10 protein-coding genes and 2 tRNA genes are annotated in these 17441 nt (G+C 69.4%); 10 read left to right on the top strand and 2 right to left on the bottom strand.

The annotated features are described in order from the left end of the window. Nucleotides 1-978 carry a stage II sporulation protein M gene (locus VFZ09_RS47835; RefSeq protein ID WP_329734539.1) on the top strand — a complete coding sequence of 326 codons (978 nt, stop codon included), beginning with the start codon at nt 1-3 and terminating at the stop codon, nt 976-978. On the opposite strand, the gene VFZ09_RS47830 is transcribed toward VFZ09_RS47835, so the two are convergent. Further along, nucleotides 927-1928: a carbon-nitrogen hydrolase family protein gene (locus tag VFZ09_RS47830; RefSeq protein ID WP_329734538.1), complete on the bottom strand. Its 1002-nt coding sequence runs from the start codon at nt 1926-1928 to the stop codon at nt 927-929. The genes VFZ09_RS47835 and VFZ09_RS47830 overlap by 52 nt on opposite strands. A gap of 71 nt (nt 1929-1999) precedes the next feature. Here VFZ09_RS47830 and VFZ09_RS47825 point away from each other — a divergent pair. Beyond that, nucleotides 2000-2070: transfer RNA gene (locus tag VFZ09_RS47825), tRNA-Ile, on the top strand. A 30-nt stretch (nt 2071-2100) separates the two neighbouring features. Continuing rightward, nucleotides 2101-2199: transfer RNA gene (locus VFZ09_RS47820), tRNA-Val, on the top strand. 21 nt (nt 2200-2220) lie between these two features. Here VFZ09_RS47820 and VFZ09_RS47815 read toward each other — a convergent pair. Further along, nucleotides 2221-3657 (bottom strand): DUF92 domain-containing protein, encoded by a 1437-nt coding sequence (locus tag VFZ09_RS47815; RefSeq protein WP_329734537.1) that lies wholly within the window; start codon nt 3655-3657, stop codon nt 2221-2223. A 284-nt stretch (nt 3658-3941) separates the two neighbouring features. Here VFZ09_RS47815 and VFZ09_RS47810 point away from each other — a divergent pair, with 284 nt between their 5' ends. The 7 genes from VFZ09_RS47810 to VFZ09_RS47780 all read left to right on the top strand — a co-directional run bounded on the left by VFZ09_RS47810 (nt 3942) and on the right by VFZ09_RS47780 (nt 17342). Beyond that, nucleotides 3942-7088: a hypothetical protein gene (locus VFZ09_RS47810; protein WP_329734536.1), complete on the top strand. Its 3147-nt coding sequence runs from the start codon at nt 3942-3944 to the stop codon at nt 7086-7088. A gap of 20 nt (nt 7089-7108) precedes the next feature. Continuing rightward, nucleotides 7109-9772 (top strand): hypothetical protein, encoded by a 2664-nt coding sequence (locus VFZ09_RS47805; RefSeq protein WP_329734535.1) that lies wholly within the window; start codon nt 7109-7111, stop codon nt 9770-9772. 263 nt (nt 9773-10035) lie between these two features. Beyond that, complete coding sequence (locus tag VFZ09_RS47800; RefSeq protein WP_329734534.1) at nt 10036-13824, top strand: hypothetical protein; 3789 nt, start codon at nt 10036-10038, stop codon at nt 13822-13824. A gap of 7 nt (nt 13825-13831) precedes the next feature. Then, nucleotides 13832-14401 (top strand): type IV pilus modification PilV family protein, encoded by a 570-nt coding sequence (locus VFZ09_RS47795; RefSeq protein WP_329734533.1) that lies wholly within the window; start codon nt 13832-13834, stop codon nt 14399-14401. Next, nucleotides 14368-15498, top strand: a complete 1131-nt coding sequence (locus tag VFZ09_RS47790) for a hypothetical protein (protein WP_329734532.1) — start codon at nt 14368-14370, stop codon at nt 15496-15498. The genes VFZ09_RS47795 and VFZ09_RS47790 overlap by 34 nt, the downstream gene beginning before the upstream one ends. Nucleotides 15499-15515: 17 nt before the next feature. Beyond that, entirely contained in the window at nt 15516-16190 is a 675-nt protein-coding gene (locus tag VFZ09_RS47785; RefSeq protein ID WP_329734531.1) for a hypothetical protein, read from the top strand. Nucleotides 16191-16364: 174 nt separating this feature from the next. Further along, the gene (locus VFZ09_RS47780) at nt 16365-17342 is read left to right on the top strand and encodes a type VI secretion system Vgr family protein (protein ID WP_329734530.1); all 978 of its coding nucleotides are present in this window, start codon (nt 16365-16367) and stop codon (nt 17340-17342) included. Nucleotides 17343-17441: the final 99 nt, after the last annotated feature.

Raw genomic sequence — 17441 nt, 5'->3', positions numbered from 1 at the left:
GTGGCCGCCCCCCTGCCCGCCTTCGTCACCCGCCGCCGCCCCGACTGGGACGCCCTCAAGGAGCTGCTCGACCGGCAGCGCGCGGGCACCCTGCGGCTGGGCGAGCTGCGGACGCTCGATGTCCTCTACCGCCGGGCGGCGGCGGACCTGGCGCACGCCCAGACCTTCTACGCGGGCACGGACGTGCACCGCTTCCTCAACCAGCTGTGCGGCCAGGCCTACGGCGCCATCTACCAGCCGCCACGCGAGCGCCTGGCCTCCACCCTGGCCTTCTTCCGCCACGACTTCCCGCGCACGCTGCGCGCCAACGGGGCCTTCGTGGCCACCAGCGCGGGCCTCTTCCTGCTGGGAATCCTCCTGGGCGCGGTGGTGGTGCTGCTGGAGCCGCGCGGCGCGGAGCTGCTCGTCCCCGAGAACCTGCGGGACTTCATCGCGCGCAAGGAGATGTGGACGGACGGCATCCTCACGGTGTCGCCGCCCAACGCGGTGGCCTCGGGCATCGCCACCAACAACCTCACGGTGACGATCGTCACCTTCGCCTCGGGCATCCTGCTGGGGCTGGGGACGGTGTTCGTGCTCATCAACAACGGCGTGCACCTGGGCTCGGTGGCCGCCCTGTGCGTGCACGAGGGCATGGGCGGCAAGCTGTTCGACTTCATCGCCGCCCACGGGCCGGTGGAGCTGTCCATCATCGTCATCGCCGGAGGCGCGGGGCTCATGGTGGGCCAGGCCCTCATCGACCCTGGCGAGCTGCCCCGGGGACAGGCGCTCGCGCTGCGGGGGCGCGAGGCCGTGAAGCTGGTGCTCGGCTGCGCGCCCTTCCTCGCCCTCATCGCCGTGGTGGAGGGCTTCGTGTCCCCCGGCGATCTCTTCCCCTCGTGGGTGAAGGCCACGCTGGGGCTCACGCTGGGGGGCTTCTTCTGGCTCTACCTGCTGCGCGCCGGCAGGGGCGAGGCCGGGGCGGGCGCGGCCTCCTGACGGAGGGAGGCCATCACGGGCCGTTCGCGCTCGTCCACCTCGAAGCGGAAGATGTCGGGCCGGGCGTAGTGGCCGCACGGATCGAAGTCGAGCCGCGCCCGGGTCAGCATGCCCAGATCGAGGTCCGCCGTCAGCACGCCCTCCTCGTTCCACAGGGGACCGGCGAGCACCTCGCCGAACGGGGAGATGATGACGCTGCCCCCGCGGGACAGGATGTGGGGCGCATCGGCGGGCAGGGGCTCCTCGCGGAGGACCTCCTCCGGGTACATGTCACGGGTGACGAATTGGTTGCACCCGAGCACGAAGCACCGGCCCTCGGAGCCGATGTGGCGCAGGGTGGCCTGCCACGTGTCGCGGTTGTCCGCGGTCGGGGCGAGGTAGAGGTCCACACCCTTGGAGTACATCGCCGTGCGGGCGAGCGGCATGTAGTTCTCCCAGCAGATGAGCCCGCCGAGCCGGCCGAAGGGCGTGTCCACCGTGGAGAGCGTGCTGCCATCGCCCTCGCCCCAGATGAGGCGCTCGGAGCCGGTGGGCTTGAGCTTGCGGTGCTTCGCGAGCAGCGCCCCATCGGGCCCGAAGTAGAGCAGCGTGCAGTAGAGCGTGCCGCGCGTCAGACGATCCCGCTCGATGACGCCGATGGCGAGGTAGACGCCGTGCTCGCGGGCGATGCCGCCGAGGAAGTCGATGGCGGGGCCGGGGATCTCCACGGACTGCTCGTTGTAGAGCTGCCAGAGGCGGCGGCCGGCCTCGGTGCGACTGCCCACGATGAAGCCGAAGCCGAGGCCTCGGGGATAGGCGGGGATGAAGGCCTCGGGGAAGAGGACGAGGCGCGCGCCGGTGCGGGCGGCACGGGCGGTCCACGAGGCGACGCGCTTGAGCGTGGCGTCTCGGTTGAAGAGCACGGGAGCGGCCTGGACGACGGCGACACGGACCTGCTGGGCTTGCGACATGCGGCGCACCATAGGCCAACGGAGGGCCTGTCAGGAACCCGCGTCATTTCGCGTCTGATGTCACATCACGAAGGGACGTAGCTCAAAGGTAGAGCACCTGCCTGATAAGCGGGAGACAGCAGTTCGAGTCTGCTCGTCCCTACTTCTGCCAGTTTCATGGACAGACACGCGTGTAGCTCAACAGCAGAGCACCGGTCCGACACGCCGGAGATCCGGGTGCGACTCCCGGTGACTCCACTCTCCTTCCCGGGTTCGACTCCCGGCCGGTCCAATTCCTCTCACGCGCGGCGCGCTACGCCCAGAAGGCCACCAGCGCGCCCGCGGCCGTGGCCACCACGTTGACGGTGTCATTGCCCAGCCAGGAGAAGCCTCGCAGGGGCCGCGCGGAGCGTCCGCACCGGTGCACCTTGCGCTCCGTCTCCCGCGCACAGGCGTCACACCAGCGCACGTCCTGCACCGTGGCGCCCAGCAGGCTGTCCACCAGCGAGCCCGCCACTCCCGCCAGCACCAGCCACGGAATGAGTGCCACCGGCGCCCCCGCGAGCACGGCCACTCCGCCCACGAACGCAGCGCCCGCGGTGGATGCCAGCAGCCCGGCTCCCGACACGGCGCCAGACGTTCCGGGCGGAACCTGCCGCAGCGTGGTGACCAGTCTCGGCGGCGAGCGCGAGAGCACACCCAGCTCCGTGGCCCACGTGTCCGCGTTGGCGGCCACCAGGGCCCCCAACATGGCCAGCGAGTAGCGCGCGTCTCCGGTGACGCCCAGCAGCACCGCCGCCACCGCCGCCACGCCTCCGTTGGCCAGCGCCTGTCCCAGGTCTCTCGTCCCCGTCTTCGCGTATTCCTCCTCCACGCCGGCCTTCCGGGCACGGAACGTCTTGGAGAGCGCGCTCGAGGAGATGAAGAAGCCGAGCAGTGCCGCGGCCCCCACCGCCCCCGCCAATCCGAAGACAGGCGTGCCCACGAGGATGGCCCCCAGCACACCACTCGGGCTCAGCGAGCCCCGGCGCCAGGACAGCACGCCGATGACCAGGGCAATGCCCGCTCCCACGCCCAGCCCCCAGGCATGCGCGGATGGCACCAGGTACAGGACAGCCCCCGCGGACAGCGGCACCCAGAGGTTGTCGCGCCCCTTCGTGCCGAGCGCCTCGGCGCACGTGGCCACCACGGCGCACAGCAGGGCCAATTGCACTCGAGGCATGTCCGGTGCGACGCCCGGCATCCACGTCAGCACGGCCAGTACGGCCACGAAGGTACTCGCGCACATGGCCAGCGAGCCCTCCAGGCTCTTGTGCTCTCCATGGAAGGTCTCGTAGCGGTGGCGCCCGAAACGTCGGCCCACCAGCGAGGCCATGGCGTCTCCCACCACCATGGCCAGCACGCCACCCGCCGCCACCGCCGGCCTGTCCCACGCCAGCCACACCAGCACCGAGTAGCTCAGCGCGAACCAGACCGTGCCCAGGTTGTCGGGCTCGGCCTCCACCGACTTCAGCAGCCGCTTGCGATGGATGTACCAATTCGCCACCGCCGCCGTGGCCGACGGCACCACCGCCAGCTCCCGGCTCTCGAAGAGCCCCAGCGTCCCGAAGATCCAGAAGCCCACGCCCACGTGGATGATCTTCCGCGCGAGCTCACGCGACAGGCCCAGCCGCAGGGCCAACTCCCCCGCGGCGACACAAACTCCGACATATCCGTAGGACCAGAAAAGCGCCTGGATGTCCTGACTCATGGGCGCCGATTGTAGTCAGTCCTCTCGCCGTCCCAAGGGCAGGAATAAACCCCCGGAAGTTTGCCCGCCAACCGCAAGCATGAACTTCCGGGTTCCGGCGGAATCGGGTGGGGGGGATTCACAACAAAACATCATCCGGGCCATCATCTGCCCTCGGCTCAACACTCCTCCCTCATCTCCATCCAACACGAGCGCCCCCCGCGCCACGAGGCGTGTGCCTTCGAAGTCTCGCGGTCCTGAAGTCTTGCAGCAGAGGTACGGCTCCATCCCCCCCACGGGTGACCATGTCTCAGAAGAAGAAGTGGATGTTCCTCAGTGTGACGACCGTCGCAGGGCTCGCCGCCTGCGCGCCCCAGGTCGTCACGGCCTACAACAACTGGAAGCAGGAGCGCCGCAACGCGCTCATCGCCAAGACCGAGCAGGCGCTCGCACAGGGGTTGGACTACATCCCCTGGATGGACAGCCTGCGCTCCGAGGACGAGGACGAGGAGCACGAGGGCCTCGTCGCGAACGAGGAGGAGAACGAGGAGGCGGAGAAGGATGACGCCGCGCTGCGCCGGCTCGCCCTCCAGGCCGAGATCGGCCCGCGCAGCCCCGAGTACCAGCAGGAGCTGCTGAAGATCGCCGCCGCGGAAGCGCGCAAGTGGAACGGCACGGGCGCCACCTCGCCCATGCGCCTCGATGGGGACGCCAGCGCCCTCTCGCCGACGCCCGCGGGCGACGTGTCCTGGGTGAACCTCGGCCCGGCCACGGCGCGCTCCTCGTACAACGGCACCTACTACAAGTCGATCGACTCCGGCCGTCTCACCAAGATCCGCGTCAAGCCGGGCGATGCCAAGACGGTCTACATCGCCACGGCCGGCGGCGGCGTGTGGAAGGCCACCGACTTCGGCCAGTACCCCACGTGGAAGCCCATCACCGATCAGCTCGGCACGCTCGCCGTGGGCGCGATGGAGCTCGACCCGACGGACGGCAAGACCGTCTGGCTCGGCCTGGGTGACGCGTTCGATCAGCAGGGCGGCGGGCTGGTGAAGTCCACCGACGAGGGGAAGACCTGGGGCGATCCCATCCTCCTCTCCGCCACGCACCCGGTGGACGGTCAGCCGACCGTCACCAGCAACGTGCGCGACATCCGCATCGATCCGGCCGACGCCAACAACCTCCTCGTCGCCACCAACGACGGCTTCTACCGCTCGACGGACGGCGGCGCGACGTTCGGCTTCATCGACCTGCCCAACACCGCGGCCACGGGTCCGGTGCGCGAGGCCACCTGGGATCTGGTGTACCTGGGCCAGGGCACGGACGGCCAGTCGCAGTGGCTGGTGAGTGGTGCGTATGCCTGCCCCGGCGGCCAGCCTCCCCACCCCGCCTCCGGTACGCAGAACCGGCTGCTGAGCGTCGCCGCCTGCGCCTCCAACCCCGCCGTGGGCAACTACGGTGACATCTGGAAGAGCACCGACTCGGGCGCCACCTGGGTGTCGGCCCGCGCTGGCGGCACCCTGCCGGCCACCGTCACGGGCTCGACCGCCACCGACATCAGTCACATCAACCTGGCCGGCAGCGGCACGGCGGATCCCACGGCCACCGTCGTCTACGCCATCGGCGGCTCGCTCAGTGACGCCGCCTCGGCGACGAACGCGGTGCTCAAGAGCGTGGATGGCGGCAACACCTGGACGGTGGTGGCCACCAAGGCCACGCCCGTCACCAACCCCACGCCCAGCCAGTGCACGGACGTCAACGCGGGCCATGACCAGAGCTGGTACAACCTGGCCATCGCCGTGGATCCGGCGGATCCCAACCGGGTGCTGATCGGCGGCAACCTCTGCGGCATCCGCTCCTCCGACGGCGGCGCCACCTGGCAGAACATGGCCCACTGGCTGCCCCAGGGCGGTGGCGGCTACACCGCCGAGGGCTTCCTGCCGTACGTGCACGCGGACTGGCACACCGCCACCGTGGTGCGCGTGGGCGCCATCTACATGGCGCTCGTGGGCACCGACGGCGGCCTCTCCGTCTCGCGCGACGTCTTCGACGCCCCCACGGGCGCGCAGGTCACCTGGCAGCACCCCAACATCGGTCTCGTCACCCATCTGCCCTACTCGGTGGGCAGCGGCGATCCCGTCTACGGCAACGCCAACGTCGTCTTCGCCGGCCTGCAGGACAACGGCACGCGCTTCCGCCTCATCGAGGACGAGGCCTTCATCTTCGATTACGACCTGCAGAACTGGGATCAGATCCTCGGCGGTGACGGCATCGGCACGGCGGTGTCCCGCGACTCGCGCGGCCAGAACCCCGTCTATTGGACGTCCGTCCAGGGCCGGTGGCAGTACTGCCAGCCGCGCCTGCGTGACTGCAGCCGGGCCACCCGCATCGAGAACGGCGTGGAGCTCGCCAACCAGGCGCGCGCCAACTTCACGCTGCCCACGGGTGACAGCTACCCGTTCATGATCCGCTACAGCCCCACCTTCGACGCGCAGGGCTCGGTGGTCGCCAACTCCTCCCTCAACATCTGGCGGCTCACCGTGGATCCGGTGTCCGACCGCCCGTCGGCCGTGCGGCTGACGCCCTCGGGCATCAGCGTGGCCGGCGCCACCCGTGGCACCCGTGGCCTCGGTGTCACCGCCTCGCCCCACACGTACACCGTGGACGGCGTGCCGGCGCGCATCTATGGCCTGCCCCTGAGCAGCGGCGCCTCGGCGCTGCTGGTGGACAAGGGCAGCTCCGTCTCGCTGCGCGGCGGCGCCACCATCCTCCAGGTGCCCAATGGCTCGGGCGGGTTCGACCAGCTGGGCTTCATCCAGTCGGTGGCCATCCCGCGCCAGCCGGAGAGCCTGGGCGGCACGGACAGCACCAAGACGTGGCTGGTGTCCTCCGTGGGGAGCGCCAACCTCGCCGGGGGCGCCATCCCCGACTCGGTGGGCCACCTGTTCAAGACCACGGACCAGGGCGCCACCTGGGTGCCCTTCCACGGCAACGGCACCGGCTTCGATCTGCCGAACGTGCCGGTGTGGGTGGTGCGGTTCGATCCGGCCACGGACTCCATCATCTACGCGGGCACCGAGCTGGGGCTCTACCGCTCCACCGATGGCGGCGCCACCTGGGCCCGCTACGGCAAGAACCTGCCCATGGTGCGCACCTATGATCTGACCATCGCCTCCAACGGCAGCCTGCTGCGCGTGGCCACCTACGGCCGCGGCATCTGGGAGGTCCACCCGAAGAGCGAGGCGAACGCCACCCCGGGCAACGGCGACTGGGACGGCAACGGCGTCGTCGACTACTTCGACCTGGCCGCCATGGCCGGCCGCCTCGGCACCACCCCGGCCACCCCCACCCACCTGCGCTACGACAACACGCTGGACCTCACCAGCAGCCCCACCACCATCGAAGAAGCCGATCTGAGCGCGCTCCTCGGCAAGTTCGGGAGCACGCCATGACTCGAGTCCACACCCCTTCCATGACGACCGCGTTCCGTCCCATGACCCGGAACCTCCTCCTGCTGTGCACCGTCCTGCTGGCCGCCTGCGGCCAGGCGCCCACCGTCTCCATCTTCACGGTGGCGCCGGGCACCATCGCCAAGGGCGCCTCCGCCAAGATCGTCTTCGCCGCCGAGGGCGAGGACAAACTCACCCTCGAGCCCGGTGCCGGTGACGTCACCGGCAAGAGCGAGGTGGAGGTGTCGCCCGCGGAGACGACCACCTACACCCTGACGGCGAGCAACCGCTCGGGCAGCACCCTCCAGACGCTCACCGTCACGGTGGGCCCCACGCCGGCCTCGGGCTTCAAGCTCAACGCGGCGGAGACCTTCACCGCGGGCACGCCTACCCAGGTCATCGTCACGGTGGTGGACCCGTCCGGCGCCACGGTGCCCTCGTACACGGGCACGGTGCACCTGGTGAGCAACGACGGAGCGGCGGAACTCCCGGCCGACTTCACCTTCACCGCCGCGGACAAGGGCGTGAAGTCGGTGCCAGTGACGTTCCGCACGGCGGGCTCGCGCCAGCTCATCGCCAGCGGCACCGTGGGCGGTGGCATGGCGGGCTCCTTCAGCACCACCAGCTCGCCCTTCACCGTCAACGCCGGTCCGGCCGCGCGGATGAACCTGTCCGGCCTGGCCCCGGAGACCGAGTCGGGCGCCGAGGTGTCCTTCCAGGTGTCCTTCGTGGACGCCTTCGGCAACCTCTCGCGCGACTACGCCACCCAGCTCCACGTCCAGCACAGCGACGAGAGCGCGCCGGCCGTCCCGGACGTGACGGTGGACACGCACGATGGCACCGCCACCCTCCGCCTCACCCTCTTCAAGGCGGGCGTGCAGACCATCACCGTGCAGGACACCCGCAACGACACCGTGAAGGTCTCCAGTGAGATCCGCGTGCGTCCGAGCAGGGCCGTGGCGTACGAGCTCTCCGGCATGCCCGCCGCGGCGCGCGTGGGCGAGCCGCTCGCGCTCACCGTCACCGCGCTCGATGCCAAGGGCAACCGCGCCACCACGTACGCGGGCAAGGCGCACATCACCTCGTCGGACACGGCCATGGAGCCGCCGGCCGACGTGTCCTTCTCGCAGGGCGTGGCGCTCGTCTCGGTGGCGTTCCGCACCCAGGGCGACCAGACGGTGACGGCGACGGAGGTGGGTGGCACCCTGACGGCCACCTCGGGCAGCGCGAAGGTGACGTCCACCCAGGTGGCCGCTCGCATCGTCCTGTCCGGCACCGGCCCCACCACCGCGGGCGCCGCCTCCTCCTTCACCGTCACGGTGACGGACACGTACGGCAACCCCCTCACGGGCTACCGCGGCACCGTGAACTTCAGCTCGACGGACGCCCGCGCGGCGCTCCCCTCCCGCTACACGTTCACCGACACGGATGGCGGCACCCGGACCTTCTTCGCCTCGCTGCAGACCTCGGGCCTGCAGCGCATCACCGTGGTGGACAGCGCCCGGGCCGAGCTGACGGCCTCCGGTGCGTTCGCCGTCTCCGCGGCGGCCGCCACGGCGTGTGACATCTCCGACGTGCCGGCCACGGCCATCGCGGGCAGCCTGCTCCCGGTGCGCGTGACGGCGCGCGACACGTTCGGCAACATCGCCACCCCCTACACCGGCACGATGACCGTCACCGCGACGGACGCCCACCCGCAGGCGGCCCTGCCGGCTCCGGCGGCCTACTCGCCGGGCGGGGACCAGGGCTCGCGCGTCTTCGCCTCCCGGCTGGTGAGCGCTGGCGGCCAGACGATCACCGCCACGGATTCGGCGGGCGGCTGGTCGTGCACGGCGTCCATCACCATCAACCCGGCCGCGCCCACCCTCCACGTGGCGCTGCCCACCGACACCAACGCCGGCTACCCGGTGGACGCGGTGGTGAGCGTGAAGGACACCTACGGCAACCCCATCTCCTACGCGGGCAGCCTCACCTTCACCAGCACCGACGCGGCCGCCATCCTGCCGGGCCCGCTCACCCTCTCCGGCTCCGAGAGCGGCACCTCCGTGGTGACCGCCACCTTCAACACCCTGGGCGCGCAGCAGCTCAAGGCCTCCCTGGTGGGCGCCTCCCCGCTCTCCGGCGCGGGCACCACCGCCGTGCACGGCCTCGTCTACACGGACCCCACTCCCGGCATGGGCAAGGTGCGCTTCGTGGTGAACGCGGCGGCCTCCTCGGCCAAGGTGGTGCAGTTGGATCTGGTGGCCAACGCCGGCCTGGTCATCACCGGCTCCTCCACGGCCACCGCGCGCGGCGGCGTCTACTCGGCCGGCATGAACCTGCCGCTGGACACCACCCGCGTGGAGCCCGACTCCTCCCTGCTGGTGGAGGGCAACGTGTTCAACCTGGGCTCGGCCCCCAAGGCGGTGGCCGCGACGCTGCCCACCACGGGCCCCACGGCCGGCGTCCTCTACACGGGCGTCAGCCAGAAGTACGACGGCGCGGGCAAGTTCACGGGCGACGTGGCCCTGCTGCCCGGCCGCGTCTTCTACTCGGTGCGCCTGAAGCTGCCGGCCACCGCTCCCGTGGGCACCGTCTTCAACGGCACCAGCCTGGACACCCGCTTCCGCGCCGCCGCCCGCAACCGCGCCGGTGACGAGGTCTTCTCCAACGCTGACTTCGCCATCGGCAAGCTCGAGATCCGCTAGTCCCGGGCCCGCTTTTCACTCGCAGCCCTCTCCTGCCACACGGCGGGAGGGGGCTTCGTCATTTCTTGGAATCCAAGAGACATACAGGAAATCGCTTACAGAGTGATTCGCTCGAATCTCTCAGCTGTAGTCCTTTGTCTGTCTATCCTCCGTTATGCTACCCTGCCGCAGATAAGCGCAGAGCCACCCCCGTGGGTTCCGCGCCTACCCCCGAATGTCGACCGGCGTCCCCCCGCCGGCCCCCTCCTGGAGGACAGACACGGATGAAAGCGCTTCGCATTCGCCCCCTGGCCGTCCTGTGCCTCATGACGTTGCCCTTCGCCGCGGGCGCGACGGATGTCCGCTTCGAGCAGGGCTCGCTCATCATTCCGATGCAGCGGGCCTATCAAACCCAGTGCGGAGCGGTGTCCGCCTACGGACTCATCTACCGGTTCCTGCAGAAGGGGGTGACGGTCTACTGGGCGGTGCAGCCCACGAAGACGAGCCACCACCGGTGCAAGAACAGCGTGGACACGGCGGTCTACATCGACGGCTGTGACATGGAGGTGGCCAAGGAGAGCGGCTGGCCGGTGTCGCTGCTGAACAACGCCTCGGGCGCGTTCATCACCGAGTTCGACACCTTCGACACCCGTGGCAACCCGAACGGCACGGGCGAGGCGGCCTTCCGGGTGAAGGGCACGGTGAAGCGGCTGCGCTACATGGGCGGGCCCTTCATCATCGAGGCCTCCGAGGCGGCGCGGGCCATCAAGCTGCTGAAGGAGGACGAGGACTTCGAGAAGTTCCGGGGACCGGAAGGCGCCGTCAACTGCGACCCGGGCACGGCGTTCAACGTCCGGGTGCACAAGGCCAACAACGCCTTCGTGGCGCCCATCGCGCGCATCATGAACGAGGTGCCCCCGCCCATCGCGCTCGTCGAGGGACGTAACACCACCAGCGCCGGGTCGGTGGGCATCCTGCGCCAGTACCTCTTCAACGCCGGTCTGAACTTCCCGGGCGCCGAGGGCACCTTCGACAACCACGGGAAGATCTTCGACGTCCTCAACCAGGACACGGATCTGGTCTCCAACGACACCCATCCCCGGGGCAAGCTCAACTACGCGCCGAACCCGGGCACGCCCAACAAGACGTACTACAAGGTGCTGTGGGCGCCGCACTGGGAAGGCACCCAGGGGGAGAACCTCAAGTCCGCGCTGAGCAACATCGCCCACTTCGTGGACATCGGGAACAGCATCTTCAACGAGTGCGCCTCGATCGAGACGTACGAGGACAGCTACAAGCCGGACGACAGCACGCGGGAGCTGTATACCGGCAATGAGCCCACCCAGTTCATGTCCAAGACGGCATTGGACCCCACGCCGGCCGCCCCGGGGCCCGGCCTGCGGACCCTGACCACCGAGCAACTGGTGGGCAAGTATGGCTTCGCGCCGAACGGACAGGACTGCTCGGATCCCGGTGCCAGCGGTGACTGCTACATCTTCAACAACCACGGGGATCTCTTCAGCCAGAAGGGTGACTACCCCTTCTCCATGACGTTCGGCCGCGTCGAGGGCTTCAAGCCGCGCAGGAACAAGGACTACGGCGCCGGCACCCTGCGGATGATCACCACGAAGTCCTCCGCCACCAGCGGCAAGGATGGCTGGGACATCTACATCTCCCGCCCGAAGGACAACAACCGCCAGAAGGGCAACGTGCTCTACCTGGCCGGCCACAGCTTCGCGTCGTCGGCCGCGGGCAACCGCATCGTGCTCAACACGCTGCTCAACCTCGCCTACAAGCCCAGCTCGCTGGAGACCAGCCGCGCCGAGCCCGTGGCGGACCTGACCTACAAGGCGGATGGGACGCTGGACAAGGTGCGCGTGCTGTCGGGCACCTTCCTGGACACCCCGCCCCCGGCCCACTTCCCCGAGCGCATCAACTTCCAGATGGGCGCCAAGGCCGCGGACTGGATCTTCCCCTATGTCGAGGGCCGCTTCCGCTCCATCCTGGCCAGCGACATCGGCGCGGCTCGCCAGAGCTTCGCCGCCGACGCCGAGTGGGAGGCCTCCGCGCGCATGCCCAAGCCGGGCGAGCGCAAGATGTTCACCGTGCTGGGAACGAACCAGGACGGGCTCGAGAAGGTGGACTTCCAGCTGAGCGAGCTCAGGCCGGGCTGCCAGGATGATCCGAAGACGGGGAAGCTGCGCAACGTGTGCGATCTCCAGGAGGCCATCGCGCTGGACCGCAACGCCGCGGGCCTGAGCGTGTTGGATCCGGATGGGGACGGCATCGTGGACACGGTGCTGGCGGCGCTGCTCAACGACTACACCCACACCAGCCAGCACTTCGTGCAGCGGGTGCGCGGCTTCTGCGTGGCGCACGACATCACGGACAGCACCCCGTACGACGACATGACGCCCACCGAGTCCAAGTGTGACAACCGCCAGTTCGGCGAGGTCCGCTCGACGCTCGGCGGCCTGGACCACGCGAGCGCGGCGGTGGTGGGCCGCAGCGACTACATCGAAATCCAGCGCCCGGACATGGCCTACATCGGCGGGCTGGATGGCCAGCTGCACGCCATCTACCTGCGCGGCTCCATCCCCGGCCAGACGGCGCCCGCCGCGGGCACCGAGCTGTGGTCCTTCATCCCCAAGGGCCAGCTGCCGCGCCTGCGCACCAACGACGCCCGGGTGGACATCTCGCCCGTGGTCTCCGACGTGTACGTGGACTACGAGGACTCCAACCGCAACGGCGTGCTGGATCCGGACGAGCGCAACACCGGCATCTACCGCTGGCGCACGGTGCTCGTCTCCGGCTCGGGCCGTCTGGGCGGAGAGATGTTCGCGCTGGACGTGACGGATCCCCGCAACCCCACCGTGCTGTGGGATGTGACGGCGGACCAGGACCACACCGATGATCCGGACGACGCGAAGAACACGGCCTTCCGGTGGTCGGACCGTCAGGGCGACCCCGCTCCCGACTACGCCGACCTGGCGGCCGCGCGCACGTCGGGCCCCTACAACTACCAGGACTTCGGCGACGCGCTGGCGATGAACCTGGTGCCGGTGCGCCGGGGCAACGTGCCCACCTTCCAGCTGATCGTGGCCACCAACGGCGCGACGACGGGGGCGCAGCAGCTGCAGGTGTTCGCCCTGGACTCGGGCACGGGCGAGAAGCTCTGGCAGTGGGAGCGGCCCTACGGCGCCGGCACGTCCAACTCCGTGCCGGGCGGCACCTCCACGCTGGACGTGGACAACGACGGCTCCATGGATCGCGTGTACGTGGGAGACATGGAGGGCCGGCTCTGGGAGCTGGACATCCACACCGGCGCCAACATGAATGCCTTCAGCCACGCGTCCTCGGGCACCGGCAGCTACCCGCTGTTCTCCACCGACAATCCCCAGCACCCCATCAGCACGGTGCCCGCCATCATGCGGCTGCCGTATGAGCTGGGCACCGACAGCCTCTTCTCGCGCATGCCGGTGGGCCAGGCGGCGGCGGGCAAGCTGGCGCTCGTCTTCGGCACGGCGGGCCCGGACTGGGTGCTCACGACGAACCCCAACATCAAGGGCCGGGTGTACGTGGTGGCCTCCAGCCCGGAGGACACGCGCATCCGCCACCAGCTCACCTACGACAAGGTGAACCCCGTCCCGTCCACGCAGGCGTCCACGATGACCCGCTGGGGCAACGCGAAGCAGGGGTCGGCCGTCTTCTTCGAGCTCGAGGAGAAGGAGCGGGCCGTGGGCTCGCCGAAGCTGGTGGGCAGCCAGATCGTGCTCACCACGGCCTACGGCACCACGGAGAACAACCCCTTCAAGTCGGACATGCAGGGCCGCACGCTCGTGCGCGACCTGAGCAAGGCGGATCCGGTGAAGTACGACGGCCAGAGCGGCAAGACGGCGGCGGGCAGTCTGGTGCTGCCCGACGGCACCATCATCACCCAGAGCATGGTGGGCCTGCAGAGCACCGGGGACAAGAAGCCCCTGGGCAACGTGCCGGGCTCGGGCCTGGGCGGGAAGCGGACCCCGGCGCGGATCGGCTCCTGGCTGGACCTGGGCCGTGCACTCGCGGAGTAGGTGGAGCATGCGCGGGCAGAGACACCCTCGAGGGATGACGCTGGTCGAGGTGATGATCGGCATGGCGCTGGTGGCGGTGGCGATGTTGGCGCTCGTATCGGCCAACACCCTCGCCGCCCGCGCCTCCAGCCGCTCCTACCGTCACCACATGGCCATGCGGTTGGCGCAGCAGCGGGTGGACGCGCTGGTGCTCGGTGACTTCAAGCCGAAGCTGCGCACGGACGCCAACGGCGCCAGCTTCGTCCACGATGGGACGCCGCTGGACTGCCAGGAGGCGTTCGGCTCCGCGCTCCCCGCGAAGCTCGCGGAGCTGTGCAACGGGACCCAACCGGAGCTGGTGGGCTGGGTGGACATCTACGGCCGTCCGTGCAGGAACACCGGGCAGCCGGAGGAAGGCTTCCACCCCACCTGCCAGTACCGGCGCTACGTGCGCTTCGAGCGGGTCGTCGATGGGAGCTCCCAGGGAGACCTCTGGCGGGTCTTCGTCGCGGTCAGCCACGCCTCGGACGGCACGTGCGGCAACTTCAGAGAGGGCGATACCCAATGCGTCGTCACCAGCGCAGTGCTGACCCGCTAGTGCTCGCCCGGAAGCGGCGCTCCGCGCGAGGGCTCACCCTGGTGGAGCTGTTGCTGAGCGCGGCGCTCGGCATCCTGATGCTGGGCGCGGCCGTGGTGGTGTTGCTGGCGGCCGGACGCATGCGGCGCAACCAGCAGCTGCTGTCGGACGCCAACGAGGAGGCCCGCACGGCCCTGCGCCAGGTGTCCCAGGCCCTGGCCGCCGCGGGCGCCGGCGGTCCCGTCTACAGCTTCACGGGCCCGGATGGCTCGCGGCAGCAGCGCCCCGCCATGCTCTTCACCAACGGCGCGGCGGCCCTGCACGACGGGGACATGCCGCAGATGCCCGACACGCTGACGCTGGTGCGCTACGGCGCGGATCGGCGCACCGTGCTGGTCCGGGCGCTCGCCGACGACAAGGTGAGCGTGGCGCCGGATGGGCGGCTGCCGACGACGCCCGGTGTCCAGCCCGACATCTTCCATCCGGGGGAGAGCGCGCTGATCACCAACTTCCAGCGCGCCATGCTGGTGCCCATCGAGCGGAGGAACCTCGTCATGGACGGGGACCTGGCGAGGAACGTCGTCCAGCTGGAGACGCCCGGCGCCGTCAACCCCGTGCAACTGCAGGATCCGCTGGTCCCCATCCAGCCCGGAGCCACCGTGTTCCCGGTCCGCGTCGTGCGCGTGCGCGTGATGTACGTGGACGCGGTGGGCAAGACCCCGGCGCGGGCCGACCTGGTGATGGAGACCTTGAATCCCCGGACGCTCGGGCCCGTCCAGCCGCCCGAGCGGACGGTGCTGGCCAGGGACATCGAGGACTTCCAGGTGCAGTGGGGCTACGACCGCAACGACGACGGCGTGGCGGATGACGGCTTCACCGACCAGGGGCCCACGGAGGCCCTGATGGACCCGGGGCTCACCTTCGCCCGGCTCTCCATCTCGGCGCGCACGAGCAATGCCCTCGTCACCAACGACGGGGAGTTCGTCGCGAAGGAGGACACCCCGTTCGAGCGGGGAATCGACCTCGGAGGAGCCCCCCGGCCCGAGGCCAGCGGGCACCGCCGCCGGGTGCTCAGCACCGTGGTCCTGCTCAAGAACGTCGCCGCACCCCGTATCTGATGGCTGGAGAGCGAGACATGAAGTCCCGAGCCCCTCGTCGTGGTTCCACCCTGCTGACGGCCCTGGGCGTGACGCTGCTGATCGCCCTGATCATCCTCGGCGCCCTGGCGTACACGGGAGCGGAGCAGGAGCGCGGCAGCCGCTCCGTGCGCGACATCGACGCGCAGACCTGCTCCGAGTCCGCCGCGCAGTGGGGCCGCAAGTTCTACGGAGAGAACTACCCCCGGTGGAACCAGATGCTGTCGGCGACGGCCGGGGCCCGCTTCAACAACCCGGAGTCCAAGCTGGAGGACCTCGCCGACGAGTGGGGCGAGGGCTCCTACGGCCGCATCGACGGACAGACGGTCCGCATGCCCGACCGCCCGCCCGACTTCCGGGTCACCCTCTCCGACAACATCGACGAGTTCCCGCCCAACGAGCCCAACCCCACCCGGGACAATGATCTCCAGGTGGTGCTCCGCGCGGAGTGTCTGATTCCCCGGCTCGCCATCGCGCCCCCGAAGATGGTGGAGAACCTGGAGAAGAAGGCCGACGAGGACCCGAACCACTGGCGCGGCCAGGTGCTCTCCGAGAGCAACGAGACGCGCAAGAACAAGGTGGTGGAGGTCGTCCTCATCCACACGCCCGGCAACGAGTACCGGGCGGGTCAGCGCGGCGGCGGCTCCAGCGGCGACCAGAACATCTACAACTGAGGCCCTGCGGCACCCGCTGGCGGCTCCGCGTCTGCGTCACATCACCACACCTCGGAACAACACGGGTTCTCCCCTCATCTCTCACGCTGAGGAATGTGGCCATGCTGTAGGGTGGGTCCCAGCCACATGACTGCTCGGTAGTGCCGAACAGTTCTGGGACTGGAGGACCAAAACATGGTCGCACGAAATACCCTCGCTGGCAGCATATCGCTCTTCAGCTTCAAGGTCTCCGGCTGTCCCGCCCCACTCAATGTCGTGCGGTTCGCCGGCCACGAGGGAGTCTCCAGCCTCTACGAGTTTCAACTCGATTTGGCGTGCGAGGATCCAGCCCTGGTCTTCGCGGACATCGTGGGCAAGCCGGCCCTGCTCAAAATCGAAGGAGAGCAAGGCCCCCGCCATGTCCACGGCATCATCTCGCGCTTCGAGCAGGTGGGCGGGCTGCCACGCTACACCCTCTATCAGGCCACCGTGGTGCCACAGGTGTGGCGCCTCAAGCACCGCCAGGGCAGCCGTACCTTCCAGGAGCTCACCACACCGGACATCCTCAAGAAAGTGCTGGAGGGAACGGGCATCTCCAGCCAGCACTATGAGCTGCGCCTGAGCAACACCTACGAGCCACGCAACTACTGCGTCCAGTACCGCGAGTCCGACTGGGCCTTTCTCTGCCGGCTCATGGAGGAAGATGGCATCTTCCACTTCTTCGAGCACCACGAGGACAAGCACGTGCTCGTCATGGGAGACAGCCCCGGTGCCTGCCAGCCCATCTCGGGCAGCGAGCAGCTCTCCTTCCGTCAGTCCGCTGGAATGGTGCCGCAGGCCGAGCACGTGCTGCGCTTCCGTTTCGCCGAGGAGATCCAACCTGGACAGGTGAGCCTGCGCGACTTCAATTTCAAGAAGCCCAACCTGCCCATGGATGGAAACCACCAGGCCGGGCAGGACAAGGAACTCGAGGTGTACGACTACCCGGGCGAGTACCAGGACCCGGGCCGGGGTTCCTCGGCCAAGGGGACCACCCTGGCGAAGATCCGGCTGGAGGAACTCCAAGCCTCGCGCAAGTTGGGTCAGGGAGAGAGTGACTGCGAACGGCTCCAGCCGGGGAGCTTCTTCACCCTAGCACCGAACGTCCGATGGGGCCGTCGAGGGAGCACTTGACGGTTCCGGGCTCTCTGGGAGCGGGGCGTCGAGCGAGTAGAGGACGAGGCGGTCGTTCATCCAGGGGATGCGCACCTTGTTGGCGTTGAGGTGCTCGAC

Origin of the sequence: Archangium sp., from assembly GCF_036277355.1 — a bacterium.
Lineage (GTDB): Bacteria > Myxococcota > Myxococcia > Myxococcales > Myxococcaceae > Archangium.
The sequence above is the reverse complement of the archived record's forward strand: the minus strand, read 5'-3'. Positions and strand labels throughout refer to the sequence as shown.

Bases quoted from the DNA above. Each gene is read 5' to 3' on its own strand.
- VFZ09_RS47830 (WP_329734538.1), bottom strand. From the start codon at position 1,928: ATGTCGCAAGCCCAGCAGGTCCGTGTCGCCGTCGTCCAGGCCGCTCCC.
- VFZ09_RS47815 (WP_329734537.1), bottom strand. From the start codon at position 3,657: ATGAGTCAGGACATCCAGGCGCTTTTCTGGTCCTACGGATATGTCGGA.
- VFZ09_RS47810 (WP_329734536.1), top strand. From the start codon at position 3,942: ATGTCTCAGAAGAAGAAGTGGATGTTCCTCAGTGTGACGACCGTCGCA.
- VFZ09_RS47805 (WP_329734535.1), top strand. From the start codon at position 7,109: ATGACGACCGCGTTCCGTCCCATGACCCGGAACCTCCTCCTGCTGTGC.
- VFZ09_RS47800 (WP_329734534.1), top strand. From the start codon at position 10,036: ATGAAAGCGCTTCGCATTCGCCCCCTGGCCGTCCTGTGCCTCATGACG.
- VFZ09_RS47795 (WP_329734533.1), top strand. From the start codon at position 13,832: ATGCGCGGGCAGAGACACCCTCGAGGGATGACGCTGGTCGAGGTGATG.
- VFZ09_RS47790 (WP_329734532.1), top strand. From the start codon at position 14,368: ATGCGTCGTCACCAGCGCAGTGCTGACCCGCTAGTGCTCGCCCGGAAG.
- VFZ09_RS47785 (WP_329734531.1), top strand. From the start codon at position 15,516: ATGAAGTCCCGAGCCCCTCGTCGTGGTTCCACCCTGCTGACGGCCCTG.
- VFZ09_RS47780 (WP_329734530.1), top strand. From the start codon at position 16,365: ATGGTCGCACGAAATACCCTCGCTGGCAGCATATCGCTCTTCAGCTTC.